Below are 20912 nucleotides of genomic sequence, written 5' to 3'. Positions count from 1 at the left end.
ACTTTTCAAATATTAAAATTTTAAATCACTGACAAAAAAAGAACCTCCTGAGAGGTCCTAGATTTAAATATATTCATCCTATTTAGCAATATACTTTCGAAGTTAATTAATGCGCGTACACCTTTATTACCAGCCTTGACCATCGATATCTAATGTATCTAATTGCCCATCTTGTAAACCTTGTAACGCCTGTTCTAACGTTGCTAGTGCTTCATCTAATTGCTCATAGGTAATGACTAATGGTGGTTGAAATCTCAATACATTACCTGCAACGGCAATAATGACAACACCATGTTCAAAACAATAATTACATATTTTTAAAGCTGCTTCTGGATCTCTTGTCTTATTTTGCTTATTTGACACAATATCAATGCCTATAGAAAGCCCGATGCCTCGAACATCACCAACATACTCATAACGTGAAGTCCATTGTTCCATACGTTGGCGTACATAGCGCCCTTTATTGACACTTGCTGATAATAAGTCGTCTTCTTCAAGCATTTCAATTGTTGCGAGTGCTGCCTCACAACTTACCGGATTAGCCCCAGTAGTAAATAAATGGGCTGGTGCTTCCAAGCTATCAATAATTTCTTTACGTGCCACTAACGCAGACATTGGTAGGCCTCCAGCTAATGACTTTCCAAATGTAATCATATCTGGTATAAAATTAAAGTGTTCCACCGAACTCCAAGTGCCTGTTCGACCTAATCCTTGCTGAATGTCATCAACAGCAATTAAAATTCCGTGTTCTCGACATAAAGCTGCTAATGCCTCAAAATAGCCTGCGACTGGCTCTAGTAATCCACCATCACCTTGTATCGTTTCAACAACAATACATGCCACTTCGTCTGCGGGTACGTATTTCGCAAACATTTCCTTTAGAGGTGCTAAATATTCAGCAACTGTATTTGCAGTTGGCTGTTCAAACATTCCTCTATAGTTATCAGGAAAAGGTATGTGATAAAAGCCATTTAGTAATGGTCCATAATGTTTGCGCATATTTAAACTAATCGCGGACATAGATAATGAGCCAAATGTTGATCCATGATAAGCGTTAGTAAAGCTAATAATATAAGGACGTCCCGTGTAAGCACGTGCAAATTTAATGACACCATCATTAGCATCAGATCCACTTAAACCAAAGGTTACCCTTTTTTCAAAGTTGCCAGGCGCAATCTCGCACAACTTTTTAGATAATTTAACCGCCGATTCATGATACATATATGCGGGTGTATAGTGAATGAACTTATCTACCTGCGCTTTTATAGCATCGGATACTTTTTTAGGTGCATGACCAACATTTTGCGAACTGGCACTCGATAATAAATCAATATATGATTTACCGTCAACATCGACAAGCGTTGCACCATAACCATGATCTATCACGAGCGGATAGTATTTGATACGTCCTGATTTTGCAAAATATTTCCCATCTTCTTCAATAAGTTGCGCTGCTTTACTCATAGTCAATTCATCCTCCAAATACTGCTGACTTATTCGCACAGCAATGTAATACAACCCAATATACAATTAATTATCAGATTTGTAAATATTTTCTGAATAATTAAATTATTAAGTTGTTTGTTCACGCTTACTGTGGATATTTAAAATGATTAAAACAACAAGTACTAAAATTAACATATGTTGTATCGCAGCACGCTATTATGTCACTTTAATTTTCATATGGAATCACGTCGTCACCATATTGTTTTTTAATATATGCTTTAATTTCTTTTGATTGTAAAACTTTTAATAATTCTTGGAATTTTTTATCTTTTTTATGTCCTTCTTGTACTGCAATAATATTAGCAAAAGGTGATGATTTTCCTTCAAATGCAATCGCATCTTTAGATGGTTTTAAACCATTATCAATTGCGTAATTTGAGTTCATGATAACTGCTGCACCTTCACTGTTATTATATGTTTTAGGTAAAAATTCAGCGCCTTGTTGATTATTGAATTTCAAATGCTTTTTATTTTCAGCAATATCTTCAAACTTCGCATCTTCAATTTTCACTCCTTTTTTCAACTTAATTAAGCCTTCGTTAACAAAAAATGATAAAAAGCGTCCTTCTTCTGCTGGATTATTTGAAACATAAATGGTTGAACCATCTGGTATGTCTTTAATATGTTTATATTTTTTACTATATACGCCCATTGGAGTTGTAAAGACTTTGCCTACTTCTTCAATCTTATAGCCATGACTTTTTCGTTCTGCCTTTAAATAAGGTACATGTTGGAAGAAATTGGCATCTACATCACCTTTATCTAATAATTTGTTTGGTACTTTATAGTCATTAACAATCTTAACTTTTAAATCATAGCCTTTTTTCTTCATTGCTTCTTGTGCATGTTTTAACACATCTCCATGTGGTGCTGGTGTTGCTGCAACGGTAATAGTCTTGCTCGCTTCTTTATTGTCTTTGCCACACGCTGATAAAGCTAGAGTAATAATTAACACACTAATCATGATGACCCATTTTTTCAATTGTATCCTCACCTTTCTAATTGCTACTTCAATAAAGATGAAAACAGTCGAATTCAAGACATAAAAAATACTTTCTCAAATTAAGAGAAAGTACGCACACTTTCTCTCATCTCTTAAAGTACTTTAAACTTTATGTGACTTGGCACCATGTCATTCACTGACGGTTGCCGGGCTTCATAGGGCACATCCCTCCACCACTCTTGATAAGAGTCTTCTTACTTTTATTGAATTAAATTTATCCTATCACTATGCAAAGAGAACGTCAATTAGATTTTTGAATTTTCTGACTAATAATTGTTTTTTACACTTAGGGGAAAAGATAACTAAATCGTTTTAAGGAGGAATGCCTAATGTATTATTTAAAATATCATTTAACGAGCGCCTGTCTAATTAGTATGTTGCTATTATTCATATTGTTTATCATAGATTTGTTAACTGACACAACCCAGTTAGCTCAATTACTTATCAATATAGACTTTATTATTCCTAAACAATTCACCCCGTTATGGCTTGAAATCCTTATTCATTTAATCATTGGTATTGTTGTTTATATGATGTTATTACTGCTCTATCGAGTTAGAAAGCAATGGTATGCCATTGGTTATGTGGCATCTATGTTATCTTTTATAGTGCTGTATCCATTTCTCATTCATATCGCTGTTCGACCTATCTTTCATTTTAGCTGGTCAGAATATAGTCTATGGCTTTTAGCACATATTATTTTTATCGTTTGTGTGGCTAGAAGTATTCCATTTATTGATAAAAGATAAATAAGTATATCACTGTATAATTAAGCTTTGATAACATTTAAAAAAGCAAATGCTATATTTGTATAAAGTTAATTTTAGCACATACGTAAATACAATATTAAGATTACCTTAGGATTTGTTAAAAACGCCCGCACATTAAGCTGATGATGATACACTTACACTGTAAAGTTATTTACTATGTGAATGGGGGTTTCATAATGAAACAAATGGTTCAAATTATTTTATCTGTTTTTGCGCTATTCTTGGTATTAACTGCAACAAGCGTATGTGTTACTCAAGCAGATACCATGTCCCAACAAGATGCAATCACAACTGCAAAGCAAGCTATGGCACGTAGTGGTGGCAATCCAGATTTGCAAAATTTTAATACAGTTATAGACAAAGGTAACTACTTTAAAATCAAAATCACACTTAAAACTAATGACAGTGTCGGTACTTATAAAGTTTATAAAAACGGCCAAGTTGAATATAAAAATGGTAAATTTGGTGTATATAACCTATTAAACCCTAACCAAACATATGCAGCTAGCGAAATAGCTAATACCTCAACTCATATGGCACAACAAGAACAGCAAAATAACCCCGTAGATTGTAAAAAGGAACTTAATCGCTATTATGTGGGTAATATCAAATCTACGGAATTACCTCAGCAGAATGCCTCACTCCCTGAAACGGGTCACACTTCAAATAATATAATAACATTAGCATTTGGTATTTTAGCACTTATGAGTGGTTTGGCATTGACGTTCATGCGCAATTCAAAACACTAAAGTATTCATAAGTACATTTAGGACAAATCAAATGTATTGTTCTCTTTCGATGATCATTATGATCATCGTGTATACCAATTATAATGAATGGTACTGTTTACTTTTACATGTAAACCAAGTAACTTGATGCTCAGTTCCCGCTTAAAGCTGTCTTAATAAATCACGTTGTTGCTTCGGTAAATTCCAAATATATTGAATAAATTCTCAATCAAGCCTTTGCGGATTGCCGTAAAGGTTCTTTGTTTGTGGCTTACGTTATTATCTTAAATAACAGATTATAACTCTAATTATGCATTTCAACTGCGTTTCTTTTAGTTAATTGACTGTATTCTACACACATGATCCTTAGCGCTAGAGTGGCTACTTTACTATCGATCATCCATTTATCCTGTTACATAATATACATCCATGCCTCAGTAAACTGTGATTCACTAATGGTCTGATTATCATCAATCATTGAATACGATCAATATAATAGCATGGAAAGCTTAAAATATTTTGTAATTGACATGCTAATGAAGATTTCCCCCTGTCAGGTACTCCCCACGGTCAATAGTCGTCATGCCATGTTTGACTCCCCTACGATAAAAATACGTCTATTTTTTGAAACTCTACAAATTTTATTAAGAATATTCAATAAATATGAGTAAAAAAGCTTGAGAATATATTCATTTTTTATCATACTATTAGTGAAACTTATTAGAAGGAGTGGAAAGTAATGAATAAAGAACAATTAGAAAAGGTAAAAAATGGTAAAGGCTTTATCGCCGCTTTAGACCAAAGTGGTGGTAGTACACCTAAAGCTTTAAAAGAATACGGTGTTGGCGAAGACCAATATAACAACGAAGACGAAATGTTCCAACTTGTTCACGACATGCGTACGCGTGTTGTCACTTCACCATCATTCACTTCAGATAAAATTTTAGGTGCGATTCTATTCGAACAAACAATGGATCGTGAAGTTGAAGGCAAATATACTGGTGACTACTTAGCAGACAAAGGTGTTGTTCCTTTCTTAAAAGTAGACAAAGGCTTAGCTGAACAACAAAATGGTGTTCAATTAATGAAACCTATCGATAACCTAGATGAAACATTAGATCGTGCAGTTGAACGTCACATCTTTGGTACTAAAATGCGTTCTAACATTTTAGAATTAAATGAACAAGGTATTAGAGACGTTGTTGAACAACAATTTGAAATTGGTAAACAAATTATTGCCAAAGGTTTAGTTCCAATTATCGAACCTGAAGTGAACATCAATGCTAAAGATAAAGCCGAAATCGAAGAAGTATTAAAAGCTGAACTTAAAAAAGGCTTAGACGCTTTAAATGATGACCAATTAGTGATGTTAAAATTAACAATTCCTACTAAAGCAAACTTATACAAAGAATTAGCTGATCATCCAAATGTTGTACGTGTAGTTGTATTGTCAGGCGGATATAGCAGAGATGAAGCAAATAAATTATTAAAAGACAACGATGAATTAATCGCAAGTTTCTCTCGTGCATTAGCAAGTGACTTAAGATATAGCCAATCTAAAGAAGAATTTGATAAAGCTTTAGGTGAAGCTGTTGACTCAATCTATGATGCATCAGTGAATAAAAACTAAGATATATGTTTAAAGCATAAGCGATAACAGCTTTGAGCGAAAAGCATTGAAATTAAAAAAAGTGCCGACTGTTTCACCTTAAACAGTCGGTACTTTATTATTTTTTATGCTTGATGTACGTCAAACAAATTTCCTACTTGCTTAAAGAAATCTCCAAATTTTTTGGCAGGATTACCTTCGCCAAACATCTCTTCTAAGTTTGCCTGTGATTCACGAGCACTTTGCTCAGAAGTTTGGTACATGTCTGTTTCGTATGCTTTTAGTGCATCTTGTAACGTTACATGACTTTTAATTGCTTCAGCCAAAAGATATGCATCGTAAAGTGCCATATTGACACCTTCTCCTGCAAAAGGGCTCATTAAGTGCGCTGCATCACCAATTAACGTCAAGTTCGCTTGATTATCCCATTTGAAACCAATAGGCAGTTTATAAATACGTCGTAATAATAAATCATCACTCGCATAATCAATGTATTTTTTCAAATTGACGTCCCAATCTCTAAAGTCATGTAATAACTGTTCTTTAATTTCTTGTCTATTCATGGCTTTAAATTGATCAAATTCATCATAATCCATTTTATACGACATATAGACTTTAATTCGTCCATCTCCATTAACTTGACCTAATATCGCTTTGTGATCGCCAAATGCCATCATTTTCCCATTTTTGTTAAATTCAGCTAAATCAGGATACTGATGAAAGACATCTTCAACATTTAATTCTACCATCGATATCCCATTATACTCTACGTCCGTATTTGCTAAATAAGGTCTTACTTTTGAAAAAGCACCATCTGAACCAATTACAAAGTCAAATATTCGTGTACTGTAATCATCAAATGTTACTTCAATTTGCTCATTATCTATATGCGTTAAAGATTTAAATGCTTTATCATAAACTACAGTTTCAGGTTTTAATTGTTCAAAAATAATATCACATAATTCACCACGATCAATTTCTGGTCGTCCACCTTCTATTTGTGGATCAACTAACGCTTCATAGTATACGTTGCCATTTTTATCTAGTACGCGCGTATCTTCGCCGTCAAAGCGTGCTTGTGCTTTAAATTTATCGATAATGCCTGCTTGTTGCAATGGCAATTGACCACTATCATCATGGATATCTAAAGAACCTCCACGATCAGTGTTAACATTTAAACCAGCTTTTTCAAAAATATTAACTTCAAAGCCTTGGTGCTGTAACAATAGGCCTAACATTAAGCCTCCAGGTCCCCCACCAATAATGCCAACTCGTCTAATATCTTTTATATTCATAACCCTATTTCTCCAACCTTTTATTTATAGAATTGTTGTAATCGTTCTTTTGTTTCTTGTATAAAGACGTCGAATTCTGCTTTCTTTTTATCATCTTGTAATGTCTGCTGACTTGCTTTCATAAACTCATGGAATAATGTTTGCATTTGTTCACGCACTGCTTTTAGTTCTTCAAAATCAACGTTTTTAAATTGTTCTAAGCGTTTTGTAAACGCATCTTGATCTACATTGTCCTCTAAAAACTTTTTACCTTCATCCGTAATGGTATACACTTTTTTATTTCCATCTTTAGAAATAGATACAAAGTCTCTATCTTCTAACATTTGTAAAATTGGATAAACAGAACCAGGACTTGGTGAATAAAAACCTTTAAATCTTTCTTCTAAGTCTTTAATTATTTGATAGCCATGACGTGATTCTTCTTCTAACATTTTAAGAATAACGAATTGTAAATTCCCTTTTTTGAAAAATCTATCACGCCCACCGTGACGGCCACCGAAACCACCGAAATTTCCAAAACCTCGAGGGCCTCTCCCTGCATCAAATTGTTCAAAATGTGCCATACCTTGTCTCATACCTTCTAAATGTCTTCTAAACATAATTTTCATCACCTTTACTTATTTTTAATCAATTTCGATATATCGATATAATAAACGATATATCGTTAAATGTAAAGCGATATATCGAAATTATTTTTAGGAAATTAAATACTACACTAACAAACCCGTCAGCATAGCGTTAATAAGTATTTGATTGATTAAATTTTCGTGCTTGAAATTACTTAAATTACGTTTCCAATCTTCAATCATTTGATGGTAAATGCACGCTTCATAATCAAACACATCTTCCTCAAGTAAAGTTATTATGAATATTCAAACTGCAATGTTCTTTCAATTGAATATACCAATGATAATCAAGTATGATTTAAATAATTATACTTATCGAAAGTTGTTGATTGACATGGAAATTTCTTACTTAAATGAATTTATTGTCTTAGCTAAATACCAAAATTACTTTAAAGCTTCTCAAGAACTCTACATAGCGCAATCTACACTGTCTAAGCACATTGTTTCTTTGGAAAATGAGTGCGGTTATCGTCTTATAGATCGCGCAAATAAACAATTTGAACTAACAGAATCAGGTAAACTATTTCTGCATTATGCCAAAATCATTTGCCAAAATTATAAAGATTTATCAAAACAGCTTGAGCAACAGGAAAATGATAATTTAATCACCATTAACCTTGGCGCTTCTCGATTAATGATTGAATATGGTATTACAAACTTAATCTCAAAATGTGTTCAAAAATTTTCTAATGTTAGATTTCGTATTCATGAAGGGTCAGAACAAGAATTAGCTCAATTGATTAATGAAGGTAAGATTGACATTAGCTTTTTAAGATCACCACATCCACCTCATGATAATCATTCTTTTACTTATATTGAAGAAAGCTTATGTGCTATTGTGCATGAATCTCATCCATTAGCCTATGTCTCACAAATCGATCTATCGATGCTTGAAAATGAACAACTCTATTTACCACCTGAGTTCGCATTGGAGCATCAAGCTTTTTTAAATTATTGTGAAGAACAACAATTTTATCCATTAATTTCATTTACAGCACCTCGTATTGAAAATTTACTTGAAATGGTAAATACAAATAATGGCGTCGCATTGATTATGGAACAACAGGCTAATTATTACGTAACGTCTCCTTTAAAAATCGTTCAGCTGAATTCACCTATAAAACTCTATATTAACGTTAATGTTCATAATCATTTAATTGCTTCTAAAGAGGTGGCATATTTGCTAGAGTTAGCCAAAAAGCACAGAAACTAATTACAAGCAAATACTGTCAAGAGACCTAAGGTGTACATCATCTTTCTAATGTAGAATGGTTCATGCGCTCAATCCGAATTGATATGCTCCTTATTTGCGACTAATAATAGAACTACGACAAATTAAGGAGGCTAATTAGATGAAAAAGACTTTCATATCACTCTTATCCGCAACAGTTATACTTTCAGGTTGTGGCGTTGGCGAACATCAAAATAATAATTCTAATCATGATGCTAAAGGTGTGAACACTTCAAATGTTAAAATCAAAAATTATAACCAAGCATCATCTGCGCTGCAAATAGATAATTCAAAATGGAAATATGATAGTAAAAATAACGTTTATTATCAACTAAATATAAGTTATGTCTCCAATCCCCAAGCTAAAAATGTAGAAAAATTAGGTATCTATGTACCAGCTGCTTATTTCAAAGGTAAAAAGAATCATAATGGGACATATACCGTTACTGTAAACGATGCTAAGAAAGTTAACGGCTATTCTGCTAGAACAGCACCTATCGTTTATCCAGTCAATACACCTGGTTATGCCGAACAAAGTGCACCTACGTCATATCGTTATAGTAATATTTCTAAGTATATGAAAGCTGGATTCATATATGTTGAAGCAGGATTACGAGGACGTAGTATGAGCATGGGCAATAACAGCAGTAATGCATCAACTAAATCATATGAAACCGGTTCTCCTTGGGGTGTAACCGATCTTAAAGCAGCAATCAGATATTACCGTTTCAACGATAGTAGTCTACCAGGTAACAGTAGTAAGATTTATACTTTTGGTCATAGTGGCGGTGGTGCTCAAAGTGCTATTGCCGGTGCATCAGGTGATAGCAAGCTCTACTATAAATATTTAGAACAAATTGGCGCAGCCATGACAGATAAAAATGGAAAATATATCAGTGATAAAATTGACGGTGCTATGGCGTGGTGCCCTATTACAAGTCTAGATCAAGCCGATGCTGCTTATGAATGGCAAATGGGACAATATGGTAATGAAGGTAATCGCAAGAAAAATTCATTCCAAAAACAATTATCAACCGATTTAGCATCATCTTATGCAAGCTACTTAAATAAACTAAATCTGAAAAATGGAAATACTACATTATCATTAACTAAATCTAAAAATGGTCAATATACTGAAGGCTCATATGCTAAATATCTAAAAAAAGAAATTGAAGATTCAGCTACAGAATTCTTAAATAATACAACATTCCCTTACAAACAAAATAGCACTGAGCAAGCAGGCATGGGTAATGGTGGACCTAGCGGTGGAAAACCTTCTGGCAAAATGGGATCTATGCCTCAAATGAGAAAACAATCTTCAAATAAAACATACAAAACAATGGATGCTTACTTAAAAGATCTAAATAAAAAAGGCACATGGATTACGTATGATAAGAAAACAAAACGCGCACATATTACAAGTCTTAAAGACTTTGCGAAATATTATAAACAACCTTCTAAATCAGTTTCAGCCTTTGATGATTTAAAACGTAGCCAAGCTGAAAATGAAGTGTTTGGAACATCAGGTAGTGACAGTAAATTACATTTTGATCAATCACTAGCTAAACTTTTAACAGAAAATAAATCTAACTATAGCAAACTAAATGGTTGGAATAGTAACTATGTTTCATCATATAAAAATGACTTAACAAAAACAGATAAATTAGGCACAAGCATGTCAACAAGAATGAATATGTACAATCCAATGTATTACTTATCTGATTACTATAGCGGGTATGGTAAATCTAATGTGGCAAATCATTGGAGAATTAGAACAGGTATTCAACAAGGAGATACGGCCTTAAATACTGAAACTAATCTTTCTCTAGCTTTAAAAGAACGCGTTGGTTCTAAAAACGTTGACTTCAAAACAGTTTGGGATCAAGGTCATACAATGGCAGAAACATCAGGTAATAGTGATAGTAACTTCATCAAATGGGTAGAAAGTATTAATAAAAAATAGCTAAATGTATTAAACAGCCTAAAACATCATCATGTTTTAGGCTGTGAACTAATGATTGGCAGTAGTTGACTCAATTGAAAATATGCTTATAGCATGCTTTTTCAATCTTAGTCAACCTTGCCAGAGCTGGACTAAGAATTCATAATGAATTCTGTTCAGCTCTCTTTTTAATTTACAAAACTTCCCCATTTGACTCAATAACTTTGCGATACCAGTCAAATGAATCTTTCTTGGTACGTTCTAATGAACCGTTACCGTCATTATCACGATCAACATGAATTAAACCATAACGTTTTTTCATTTCACCTGTCGTAAAGGATACAATATCAATAATACCCCAAGGTGTATAGCCCATTAATTCTACGCCATCTTGATCTACTGCATCAATAGCCGCTTCAATATGTTCACGTAAATACTCGATACGATATTCGTCATGGATTTTACCTTTATCATCAAACTCATCTACGGCACCAAATCCATTTTCAACTATAAATAAAGGAATTTGATAACGATTATATAATGCATTTAATGTGTAACGTAAGCCAACCGGATCAATGGCCCAGCCCCAATCACTTTTCTTAATATAAGGATTATCAACCGAATTTGGTAATCCGCCATTTACTATATTATCTTCTACACTAGCCTCATTATCAGATTTAACGGCCGTAGACATATAATAACTAAATCCAATATAATCGACTTTACCTTCACGTAGAATCACATCGTCTCCTTCTTGCCAACCAATGTCGAAGCCTTCACGTTCAAACATTTTTGTCGCATAACCTGGGTAATAACCTCGTGCTTGTACATCTGGAAAGAAGAAACGCATACGACTCGCGATTTCTGCCTCCATTATATCTTGCGGATTACAGCTATATGGGTAGATTGGAACATGGGAAATCATAGCACCAATTTCAAAATCTGGATTTATCTCCTTACCAATTTTTACTGCTTTCGCACTTGCAATCAATTCATTATGTGCCACCTGATATAATACTTCTAATTTATTATCATCATCTGTCAACGATACACCAGAGTTTGTCCATAAGAAAATAGGATTATTGATGTCCATTTGGTTATTAATTTCATTAAATGTCATCCAGTATTTAACTTTGTCTTTATAACGCTTAAATACAGTTTCAGCAAAATATGCAAAATAATCTGCTACTTTACGGTTTCTAAAACCGCCATATTCACGTGCTAGATGTAGTGGCATCTCAAAATGCGATAATGTAATCACTGGTTGAATGTCATATTTCAATAATTCATCAAATAAATCATCATAGAATTGCAGTCCTGCTTCGTTCGGTTCTGTTTCATTACCATTAGGGAAAATACGTGTCCATGCAATCGATGTACGCAAACATTTCAATCCCATTTCAGCAAACAATGCGACATCTTCTTTATAGCGATGGTAAAAATCAATACCCATATGATTAGGATAATATTTATCAGGTTCTATATCTTGTGTAATTTCACGTGCTTGACCATGTGCGCCTGCTGTCATTACGTCAATTACACTTAAGCCTTTGCCACCTTGGTCATAGCCACCTTCAAATTGATTGGCAGCAAGTGCGCCGCCCCATAAGAAATCTTGTGGTAATTTAGCCATGTTTAAATCTCCTTTACACTCTATTTTTTAATTACTGTCATTATTTTTTCTCTAGATGTGATATTTTGACTGTCAGCTATGATAATGTCTTCAAATTCATCACTGTTAGTAATAATTACAGGTGTAATAAGTTCGTAGCCCTGTTCTTTAATATAATTTGCATCAAATCTCAGCAAAGGCTGCCCTTCTTCGACCTGATCATTTTCAGCAACAAGTAATTCAAAGCCTTGTCCATTTAATTGCACAGTATCTAAACCAACGTGAACTAAAAGTTCGATCCCCTCTGGCGATGTAATACCTATCGCGTGTTTACTTACTGCAACCATACTAATCACCCCTTTGAGAGGTGCTGTCACTTCATAACTTTCTGGCTGAATGGCTAATCCTTTACCCATCATACCTTCCGCAAATATTGGATCATCTACTTCAGATAATGCTACTACTAAACCTTTTAGTGGAGCATGTATCTCTGTTTCAAGTTGATCAGATGTAGTAGTCAAACGTGTTTGTTCATTTATCTCATGTCCTTCTTCGACGTCAACACCTTCTACCTGTTCTGTCACATCTTCACCATAGCCAAGTACTTGGATTAAAATGATAGGTAAAATAATTGCAACGGCTGAACCAAGTAAAATTCCCCATATTGATGAGATGTTATCAGGACTATAACCATTGACAATTGTTATCGGCCCAGGAAGACCAGCATATGCATAATATTTTGGATTAAAGAAACTTGCAACTAAAGCCCCAATACCACCACTAATACAAGCGATAATGAATGGCTTTTTAAAGCGCAAATTCACACCATACATAGACGGTTCAGTAATTCCAAAGATGCCTGTAATCCCTGCTGATAACGATACACGCTTTAAATCCTTATTTCTCGTTTTGAAGAATACACCCATAACTGCACCAAATTGAGCAATAACAGCAATTGTTTGAAAGGCTTGGAAAGCATCACTTTTATACTGTTCAAAGTTTGCCAATACCATTGGCGTAATGCCCCAATGAACACCAAAGATAACAAATACCTGCCAAAATGCACCAATTAATAATCCTGCTAACCATGGTGCTACAGCTACGAGCCAGTTAAAGCCTTGTGCAATACCATGTGCAGCCCCAGATGCTAATGGACCAATAATTAATAATGTTAATGGCACCATAATTACAATACTGAAGAACGGTACAAATAACGGGCGTATAACTTCATGAATATATTTATTTAAATATTTTTCAACATATGACAACACCCATACTAATAATAGTGGTGGTAACACTGACGATGTATAGCTTGTTTCACTTAATGGAATACCAATAAATGTAAACGTATGTCCACTCCCAATGCGTTCTACAATTCCTGCTAAATCCGGGCTAACGAGTGCAGCACAACAAGCTACTGCAATATAAGTATTCACTTTGAAATGTTTTGCTGCAGTAATCGCAATAAATATTGGTAAAAATGTAAATGGTGCCCATGAAATAAAGTTAAATACTTCATATGTGCCAGTCTTCTCAAATGATGAAAACAACATTTTCGCAATAATTAATATACCTTGTAATATACCGGCAGCCGCTAAGACATAAATAAATGGTGCAAAGACGGCAGACATCGTTGCAATAATACGATTAATAATCGTACCTTTTTCACTGTCTTCATCGCTAGATTGTTGATTTTCTTCTCCCAATAATCCCTCAAATTCTTGATAAACACTTGCGACCGTATTGCCAATAACCACTTGAAATTGTCCATTATTTTCAACTACCGTTACTACGCCATCCATACTTGCTACTTTCTTTTTAGCATCCGGAATAGAACGTTTTAAGACGATACGTAATCGCGTTGCGCAATGCGTGTAATTAACGATATTTTCCTTTCCACCAACGGCTTCAAGGATATGTATCGCTAATTTTCTATCTCTTTCACTCATAACACAACCTCCCAATCTATTTAATTTTTATTTATCCCAAATATGGAAACCCTTACACAACTCATTATAATTATACCGGTACAATTTGTAAATCGTTTTTATACAATTATACCGGTACAATTTAATTTCAGCTTATTTTTGGTATACTATATTGTAAATACAGCATTAAGGAGATTAATCATGTTAAAGTACGAACATGTTGCACATGAAATTACCGCAGCTATTGCAAATGGGAAATATAAAGTTGGTGACAAACTTCCAAGCCTAGCAGAACTAAAAATAGCGTATCAAGTGAGTAAAAGTACGATTGTTAAAGCATTAGAGTTACTTGAAAAAGATGGTATTATCTATCAAACTCGGGGCAGTGGTATATATGTTAGAAATAGCAAAAAATCTGGATATATTAATCTGTTAAAAACAAAGGGCTTTTCAGATAATTTACAAGGACATCGTGTAACAAGTAAAGTGCTTAACATCGACATCATACCGCCTAACGAGGAAACACAAAAACACTTACAGATAAAAGATAAAGATACACAAGTCTATTTAGTAGAGCGCATTCGTTATTTAGACGATAAGCCGCTTTGCATTGAAACTTCTTATTTCAATAAAGCATTAGTTACCACATTGGACAAAGAAGTTGCTCAAGCTTCAATATTTGATTATTTACAGACGCGTCTCAAGATAAATATTGGTTTTTCTGATATTTATTTCTATATCGACTTTTTAAACGATAATGAAGCAAATTATTTAGATTTAAACGCTCAAGATCCTTGTATGCGTCATGAACTTACATTCTATACAAGTAAAGGTGAACCTTTTGATTACTCCAATATTGTCTACCACTACAAGCATGCTAACTTTTTTATACCTATAGAAAGTTAGTGTCATCATAGCTTCAGTTAGCTAAATATGGGAACGAGACAGCATTCATTATGAATTTATAATCCCACCCCAGCAAGGTTGACTAGGATTGAACACAGCAAACGTATTTTTAATCCAGTCAACTACTGCCAATATATCGTTCATAGCCTAAAACATAATGATGTCCTAGTCTCACTTAATTGTAAAAAAAGAAGGCAATTTCTATTGAAATTAATAGAATTACCTTCTTCTGCTTATCAGAGACATTGATGTCACTGACTTCTGTTATCGCATTATTTATTATTTTTCATCATCATAATAACCTAATTCAAGGTCTTTAGATGTTTGACGACGTGTTTTTCTCATTAAATCAACATCTGTAATTAATGATTCACCATAAGAAGGAATCATTTCTTTTACTTTTGGTTTCCAGTCATCAGCATATTCTGGGAAGTTTCTTTCAAGAACTTCTAGTGCAACTGATACTGATGTTGATGCCCCTGGTGATTCACCAAGTAAAGCAATAACTGTATGGTCTTGTGAATTAACCACTTCTGTACCGAATTGAATAAATCCTTTGCCGTGTTCTTTAGTATCTTTGATAACTTGAACACGTTTACCAGCAGTGTATAATTCCCAATCTTCATCACGTGCTTCTGGATAGAATGTACGTAAGTGATTCATACAACCTTCTTTAGTCATAATAATTTGATCGAATGAATATTTAAGTAATGGTAAGTTTTTAACGGCAGCCGCTAACATTGTTGTAATGTTATGTGGCTTGATAGATTTGAATAAATCTAAATTAGAACCATTTTTCAAGAATTTAGGTCCAACGTTAGCGAATGGTCCAAATAACAATGTTCTTTGACCATCGATATAACGCGCATCTAAATGCGGCACAGTCATTGGTGGTGTGCCTGGTGGCTCTTTACCATAAACTTTGGCATCATGTTGCTCGATAACTTGTGGATTTGTACAAGCTAAGAATTGACCTGTAATTGGGAATCCACCTAAGTGTTTGCTTTCAGGAATACCTGTTTTTTGTAATAATGGAATCGCTGCACCACCTGCGCCAATAAATACATAGTCAGTCACTTGTGTTTGCACTTGGCCAGTAGCACGGTTGCGAATTTTCACTTCCCATTTACCGTCTTTAAGACGATTGAAATCAAGCACTTCATGGTTAAAGTGAACTTCAGCATTTGGATGTGCTTCGATATTTTTAGTCATTTTACGTGTTAACTCACCAAAGTTAACATCAGTACCTTCGTCGATTTTACTTGCAGCCATTTTACCGTCATCGACACGGCCTTCCATCATTAATGGAACCCATTTTCTCAATGTTTCTATATCTTCTGTATACTCGATATTATCAAACATTGGGAATTCTTTCATAGCTTCGTAACGTTTTTTCAAGAATTTTTGGTTATTAACGCCTCTAACAAAACTAATATGTGGTAGTGGGTTAATAAATTCTCTTGGGTTATCAATGCTACCTGATTTAACTAAATGACCCCAAAACTGTTTAGAAATCTCGAATTCCTCATTAATTTCTTTCGCTTTTTCAATGTCAATTGAACCATCAGGTTGTTCAACAGTATAGTTCAATTCACATAGTGCTGCATGACCTGTACCAGCATTATGTCGTTCGTTAGAACTTTCAAGTGCAGGACGGTCCATACGTTCATAAAGCTTGATATTCCAGTTAGGTTCAAGCTCTTTTAACATAGAACCAAATGTAGTGCTTAAGACACCAGCGCCAATTAAAATGACGTCTTTTGGTTGTGAGTTTGCCATATGTTACACCTCTCTATTGATTACATTTAATTTATATATACAATAAATAGTGCTCTTTCCTAAAACACCCATTTATTGCTTTAATTTAGCAAATCGCTAAACTTCTAAATTAAATAAGTACTTCGTGTATAATTTTAAAGCAATATTATGAAATTGTAAATCAGTTAATCTACATCTCAAAGAAAAAAGTTATCGTACAATATAATTTAACTTCAATAAAAATTTTGTTATAACATTTTTTACTAAAAATCCAACGTCAGCACTTAACAAGTTGTGTGACGTTGAATTTTTCATATACCTCATATTTAGTATTTTGGCTGTAAAAATTTTTCAATATAAAATGCTGATTCTTCAATGGATTTATACTCTGTATTAATCACTGTGGCATTTAACTTTTTAAATACTTCCTCAGCATATGATAACTCCTTTTTGATACGTTCTAAGCTATTATACTGAGATTCTTGCGTTAAACCCAGAGTTTCAACACGATTTTTACGTATGTTAGCTATATATTGTGGACTCGCTGTTAATCCAAAGACCTTTAATCCCTTTTGTTTAAAAACACTCTCTGGAATTGCTACTTCTGGCACCAATGGAATGTTGGCTATTTTATAACCTTTATTAGCCAAATACATGCTTAATGGCGTTTTTGATGTTCTGGAAACACCTACGATAAGTGCATCCGCCTCTCCGATATCTGAAAAATGCTTGCCATCATCATACTTCACTGAATATTCAATAGCCTTAATACGTTTAAAATATTCATCATTTAGTTTTCTAAGTGCGCCACTTTCTAGTAACGGTTCAGTTTGTGTCTGTTCCTGAACGATTGAAATCAATTCTGACATATAATCGACATAAGGCAGTGCTTTTTCTTCGGCAAAGCGATGTCCTAGTGAATTAAATGACGGATTCACTAGTGTGGTCGCAACGATCGCCCCTTGTTCATGTGCTAAATTCAACACATTTAAAAATTCTTCTTCATTTTTAATATAGGGAAATTTTTTAATTTCAACCTGTGTTAAATCCGGAAATTGTGTCAATGTGGCTTGGATCATCCGCTGTGCAGTTTCACCAATAGAATCAGAAACGATAAATAACTTTAATACATGTTGCTTCACTATACTACTCACTTTCCTCCACTTGACTTTGTGCTGTTGCAATAATTGCGCCAGGCACTCTGAATGGTGAACAAGAAACATAATCGATGCTTAATTTATTGAATTGATGGATTGATTTCGCATCGCCACCTAATTCACCACAAACACCAATTTTAATATTCGAATTGACACGTTTGGCCTGTTCAACAGCTATTTGTATTAATCGTCCTACACCGTCTTTATCTAAAGTTTGGAACGGGTCAAGCTTCAATATATTTCTTTCAGTATACACATTTATGAATTTTCCTGCATCATCACGTGAAAAACCATATGCTAATTGCGTTAAATCATTAGTTCCAAAACTAAAGAAATCACAATGTTCAGCTAACTCACCAGCAATAAGACATGCGCGTGGTGTTTCAATCATTGTACCTACAAGATAATCGACTTTTTCGCCAGCTTGTTGTTCTAATTTATGAATTGTTTCCACTAAATCTTCTTTTAAAACCGTAAATTCTTCAACTGTAGATACTAACGGTATCATAATTTCTGGTTTACAATTAATACCTTCTTTTTTCAACCTTATGACACTACTAATGATTGCTTCGACTTGCATTTCATATAATTCAGGATAAGTAACGGCTAAACGACAACCACGATGACCGAGCATTGGATTTACTTCATGCAAATCAACAATACGTTTTTTCAATATGTCCTCGGAAATATTTAATTGTTGAGCAACATGTTGTATGTCTTCAGCTGAATTAGGTAAAAATTCATGTAATGGTGGATCTAATAATCGAACAATCGTTGGACGTTCTCCTGATAATCTAAAGATGGCTTCGAAATCTTCAACCTGATATTTTTCAATTGCATTTAAAGCGTCAACACGCTCATCATATGATGACGCTAAAATAAAACGTCTCATCTCAACTAAACGTTCTGCACCAAAGAACATATGCTCTGTTCGAACTAAACCGATACCTTTAGCACCAAATTGATAACCAGCTTCAATATCTTGTGGCGTTTCAGCATTCATTCGTACACTTAAACGTGCCGTATCTTCAGCCCATGTCATAAATTGGTCAAAGTCTTCACTATGCTCTGCATTAACCGTTTTAATTTCACCAAAATAAATATCACCTTTGGAACCATCTACAGAAATTGTATCTCCTTCATGTAATTCACCATCTGGATAATAAACAGTCTTAGCTGATGTATTGATTTCTAAATCTGAACATCCTGTTACACAACATTTACCCATACCACGTGCTACTACTGCTGCATGCGATGTCATACCACCATGTGTCGTAATGATTGCTTCACTTGCAACCATACCTTCTATATCTTCTGGAGATGTCTCTGGACGCATTAATATTACTTTTTTGCCTGAATCAGCTTGTACTTTAGCATCTTCAGCAGAAAAGACGATTTGACCTGTCGCAGCCCCTGGACTTGCTGGTAACCCGAGTGTTGATATTGTAGTTGCTTCCGCTAAAGCTTTGTCATCAAAGTTAGGATGCAGTAATTGGTCAATTGCTTTAACGTCAACCTTTCGCATCGCTTCTTGTTGTGTAATTAATCCCTCATTAGCTAAATCAACCGCAATTTTAACAGCTGCTTTTGCCGTGCGTTTCCCATTACGTGTTTGCAATAAGTAAAGCTTACCGTTTTCTATCGTAAATTCAATATCCTGCATATCTTTATAATGTGCTTCTAATTGTTTTGTTACTTTGACAAAGTCTTGATGAACGTCTGGCATTTGGTCGTATAACGTTTGAATATCTTGTGGCGTACGAATACCAGCTACAACGTCTTCACCTTGTGCATTCAATAAATATTCACCAAACAATCGATTCTCTCCTGTTACTGGATTACGTGTGAAAGCAACACCTGTACCGCTTTTATCACCACTATTACCAAAGACCATTTCTTGAATATTTACTGCTGTACCTATATCATGTGGAATTTCATTTAAATCGCGATAGACACGTGCACGATCATTGTCCCATGACTTAAATACAGCCTCGATGGCTTCTTCTAACTGCTTCAATGGTTCTTGAGGGAATGGTTTACGTGCTTCCTCTAAATAAATTGTTTTAAAGCGTTCGCATATATCTTTTAAGCCATCTGCACTAATTGCAGCATCATTTTCAAAACCATGTCGTTGCTTATAGTCTTCAAAATATGTATCAAAAGCAACCATTGGAATATTGTAAACAACTTCACCAAACATTTGAAGTAAGCGACGGTAACAATCATAAGCAAATCTTACATCACCCGTTTTGCTAGCAAGTGTTTCCACATTATCATCATTAAGCCCTAAGTTTAAAATTGTATCCATCATGCCCGGCATCGAAATTTTTGCGCCACTTCTAACGGAAACTAGTAATAAGTTGGTATCTGAAGAAAAGGCTTTTCCAGTACGTTTAGTGAATGCAGCTAAATGATCAACTAACTGTGTCTTAACTTCTGTAGGTAGTTGCGCATGTTGTCTTAAATATTCGATACACGCTTCAGTAGTAATCGTAAAGCCATCGGGCACTGGCAGGCCAAGGCGTTTCATTTCTGATAAATTTGCGCCTTTGCCACCAAGTAAATCTTTCATTGTGCGTTGTCCTTCATCAAATGCATAAATATATTTTGTCAATGTGTTCACCTCATATTATTATGTCATACTAATTATTTTAAAGTATGTCATAAATGTGTGAGTTTTACAACAATAACATATATAAAATGAAATATTATATACTTTTAAAGTCACATTTCAGTAACATTATTAGTCTTTTTGAATGTGTATGCAGTAATTAAATTATTGTGTCATACTATTTTGAATAGTACATAATCAAAACCACCCGTGTGAACGGGTGGTTTGTT

At 34.3% G+C, this 20912-nt stretch carries 15 protein-coding genes and 1 riboswitch; of the genes, 6 read left to right on the top strand and 9 right to left on the bottom strand.

What is annotated here, in order from left to right:
* Window positions 1-126 precede the first annotated feature (126 nt).
* Both HMPREF3267_RS07205 and HMPREF3267_RS07200 read right to left on the bottom strand, forming a co-directional pair.
* Window positions 127-1464, bottom strand: coding sequence for an aspartate aminotransferase family protein (locus tag HMPREF3267_RS07205; RefSeq protein ID WP_070545571.1), 1338 nt, complete (start codon window positions 1462-1464; stop codon window positions 127-129).
* A 208-nt stretch (window positions 1465-1672) separates the two neighbouring features.
* Window positions 1673-2488 carry a MetQ/NlpA family ABC transporter substrate-binding protein gene (locus HMPREF3267_RS07200; RefSeq protein WP_002478559.1) on the bottom strand — a complete coding sequence of 272 codons (816 nt, stop codon included), beginning with the start codon at window positions 2486-2488 and terminating at the stop codon, window positions 1673-1675.
* Window positions 2489-2591: 103 nt separating this feature from the next.
* Window positions 2592-2698, bottom strand: a riboswitch (SAM riboswitch).
* Window positions 2699-2838: 140 nt separating this feature from the next.
* On the opposite strand from HMPREF3267_RS07200, the gene HMPREF3267_RS07195 reads away from it, so the two are divergent.
* The 3 genes from HMPREF3267_RS07195 (at window position 2839) to HMPREF3267_RS07185 (ending at window position 5637) form a co-directional block, all read left to right on the top strand.
* Window positions 2839-3258 carry a hypothetical protein gene (locus HMPREF3267_RS07195; RefSeq protein WP_002460555.1) on the top strand — a complete coding sequence of 140 codons (420 nt, stop codon included), beginning with the start codon at window positions 2839-2841 and terminating at the stop codon, window positions 3256-3258.
* A gap of 197 nt (window positions 3259-3455) precedes the next feature.
* Window positions 3456-4028 (top strand): LPXTG cell wall anchor domain-containing protein, encoded by a 573-nt coding sequence (locus HMPREF3267_RS07190; protein ID WP_002478558.1) that lies wholly within the window; start codon window positions 3456-3458, stop codon window positions 4026-4028.
* A 718-nt stretch (window positions 4029-4746) separates the two neighbouring features.
* On the top strand, window positions 4747-5637 hold the full coding sequence (locus HMPREF3267_RS07185) for a fructose bisphosphate aldolase (RefSeq protein WP_002478556.1): 891 nt from the start codon (window positions 4747-4749) through the stop codon (window positions 5635-5637).
* 104 nt (window positions 5638-5741) lie between these two features.
* On the opposite strand, the gene HMPREF3267_RS07180 is transcribed toward HMPREF3267_RS07185, so the two are convergent.
* Both HMPREF3267_RS07180 and HMPREF3267_RS07175 read right to left on the bottom strand, forming a co-directional pair.
* Window positions 5742-6911, bottom strand: coding sequence for an FAD-dependent oxidoreductase (locus HMPREF3267_RS07180; protein WP_062078162.1), 1170 nt, complete (start codon window positions 6909-6911; stop codon window positions 5742-5744).
* A 20-nt stretch (window positions 6912-6931) separates the two neighbouring features.
* Window positions 6932-7510 (bottom strand): PadR family transcriptional regulator, encoded by a 579-nt coding sequence (locus HMPREF3267_RS07175; RefSeq protein ID WP_002478554.1) that lies wholly within the window; start codon window positions 7508-7510, stop codon window positions 6932-6934.
* A gap of 361 nt (window positions 7511-7871) precedes the next feature.
* Here HMPREF3267_RS07175 and HMPREF3267_RS07170 point away from each other — a divergent pair, with 361 nt between their 5' ends.
* Window positions 7872-8750, top strand: a complete 879-nt coding sequence (locus HMPREF3267_RS07170; RefSeq protein ID WP_002478553.1) for a LysR family transcriptional regulator — start codon at window positions 7872-7874, stop codon at window positions 8748-8750.
* Between the two features lie 139 nt (window positions 8751-8889).
* Window positions 8890-10731 carry a subtype A tannase gene (locus HMPREF3267_RS07165; protein ID WP_002460564.1) on the top strand — a complete coding sequence of 614 codons (1842 nt, stop codon included), beginning with the start codon at window positions 8890-8892 and terminating at the stop codon, window positions 10729-10731.
* A 172-nt stretch (window positions 10732-10903) separates the two neighbouring features.
* Here the strand turns inward: HMPREF3267_RS07165 and HMPREF3267_RS07160 are convergent, their stop codons facing one another.
* Both HMPREF3267_RS07160 and HMPREF3267_RS07155 read right to left on the bottom strand, forming a co-directional pair.
* Window positions 10904-12343, bottom strand: coding sequence for a 6-phospho-beta-glucosidase (locus HMPREF3267_RS07160; protein WP_002478552.1), 1440 nt, complete (start codon window positions 12341-12343; stop codon window positions 10904-10906).
* Window positions 12344-12363: 20 nt separating this feature from the next.
* Window positions 12364-14271: a beta-glucoside-specific PTS transporter subunit IIABC gene (locus tag HMPREF3267_RS07155; protein WP_062078164.1), complete on the bottom strand. Its 1908-nt coding sequence runs from the start codon at window positions 14269-14271 to the stop codon at window positions 12364-12366.
* Window positions 14272-14451: 180 nt separating this feature from the next.
* Between HMPREF3267_RS07155 and HMPREF3267_RS07150 the strand changes: the two genes are divergently transcribed.
* Window positions 14452-15156, top strand: coding sequence for a GntR family transcriptional regulator (locus HMPREF3267_RS07150; RefSeq protein ID WP_002460569.1), 705 nt, complete (start codon window positions 14452-14454; stop codon window positions 15154-15156).
* Between the two features lie 279 nt (window positions 15157-15435).
* Here HMPREF3267_RS07150 and lqo read toward each other — a convergent pair whose 3' ends face one another.
* The 3 genes from lqo to ppdK all read right to left on the bottom strand — a co-directional run bounded on the left by lqo (window position 15436) and on the right by ppdK (window position 20685).
* Window positions 15436-16935, bottom strand: a complete 1500-nt coding sequence (gene lqo, locus HMPREF3267_RS07145; RefSeq protein ID WP_002460570.1) for an L-lactate dehydrogenase (quinone) — start codon at window positions 16933-16935, stop codon at window positions 15436-15438.
* Between the two features lie 305 nt (window positions 16936-17240).
* Window positions 17241-18068, bottom strand: coding sequence for a pyruvate, water dikinase regulatory protein (locus tag HMPREF3267_RS07140; RefSeq protein WP_002460572.1), 828 nt, complete (start codon window positions 18066-18068; stop codon window positions 17241-17243).
* Window positions 18061-20685 (bottom strand): pyruvate, phosphate dikinase, encoded by a 2625-nt coding sequence (gene ppdK / locus HMPREF3267_RS07135; RefSeq protein WP_070823873.1) that lies wholly within the window; start codon window positions 20683-20685, stop codon window positions 18061-18063. Before ppdK ends, HMPREF3267_RS07140 begins: the two co-directional genes overlap by 8 nt.
* Between the last annotated feature and the right edge of the window lie 227 nt (window positions 20686-20912).

This window comes from Staphylococcus sp. HMSC62D11 (assembly GCF_001839145.1).
Taxonomy (GTDB): Bacteria; Bacillota; Bacilli; order Staphylococcales; family Staphylococcaceae; genus Staphylococcus; species Staphylococcus lugdunensis.
The sequence above is the reverse complement of the archived record's forward strand: the minus strand, read 5'-3'. Positions and strand labels throughout refer to the sequence as shown.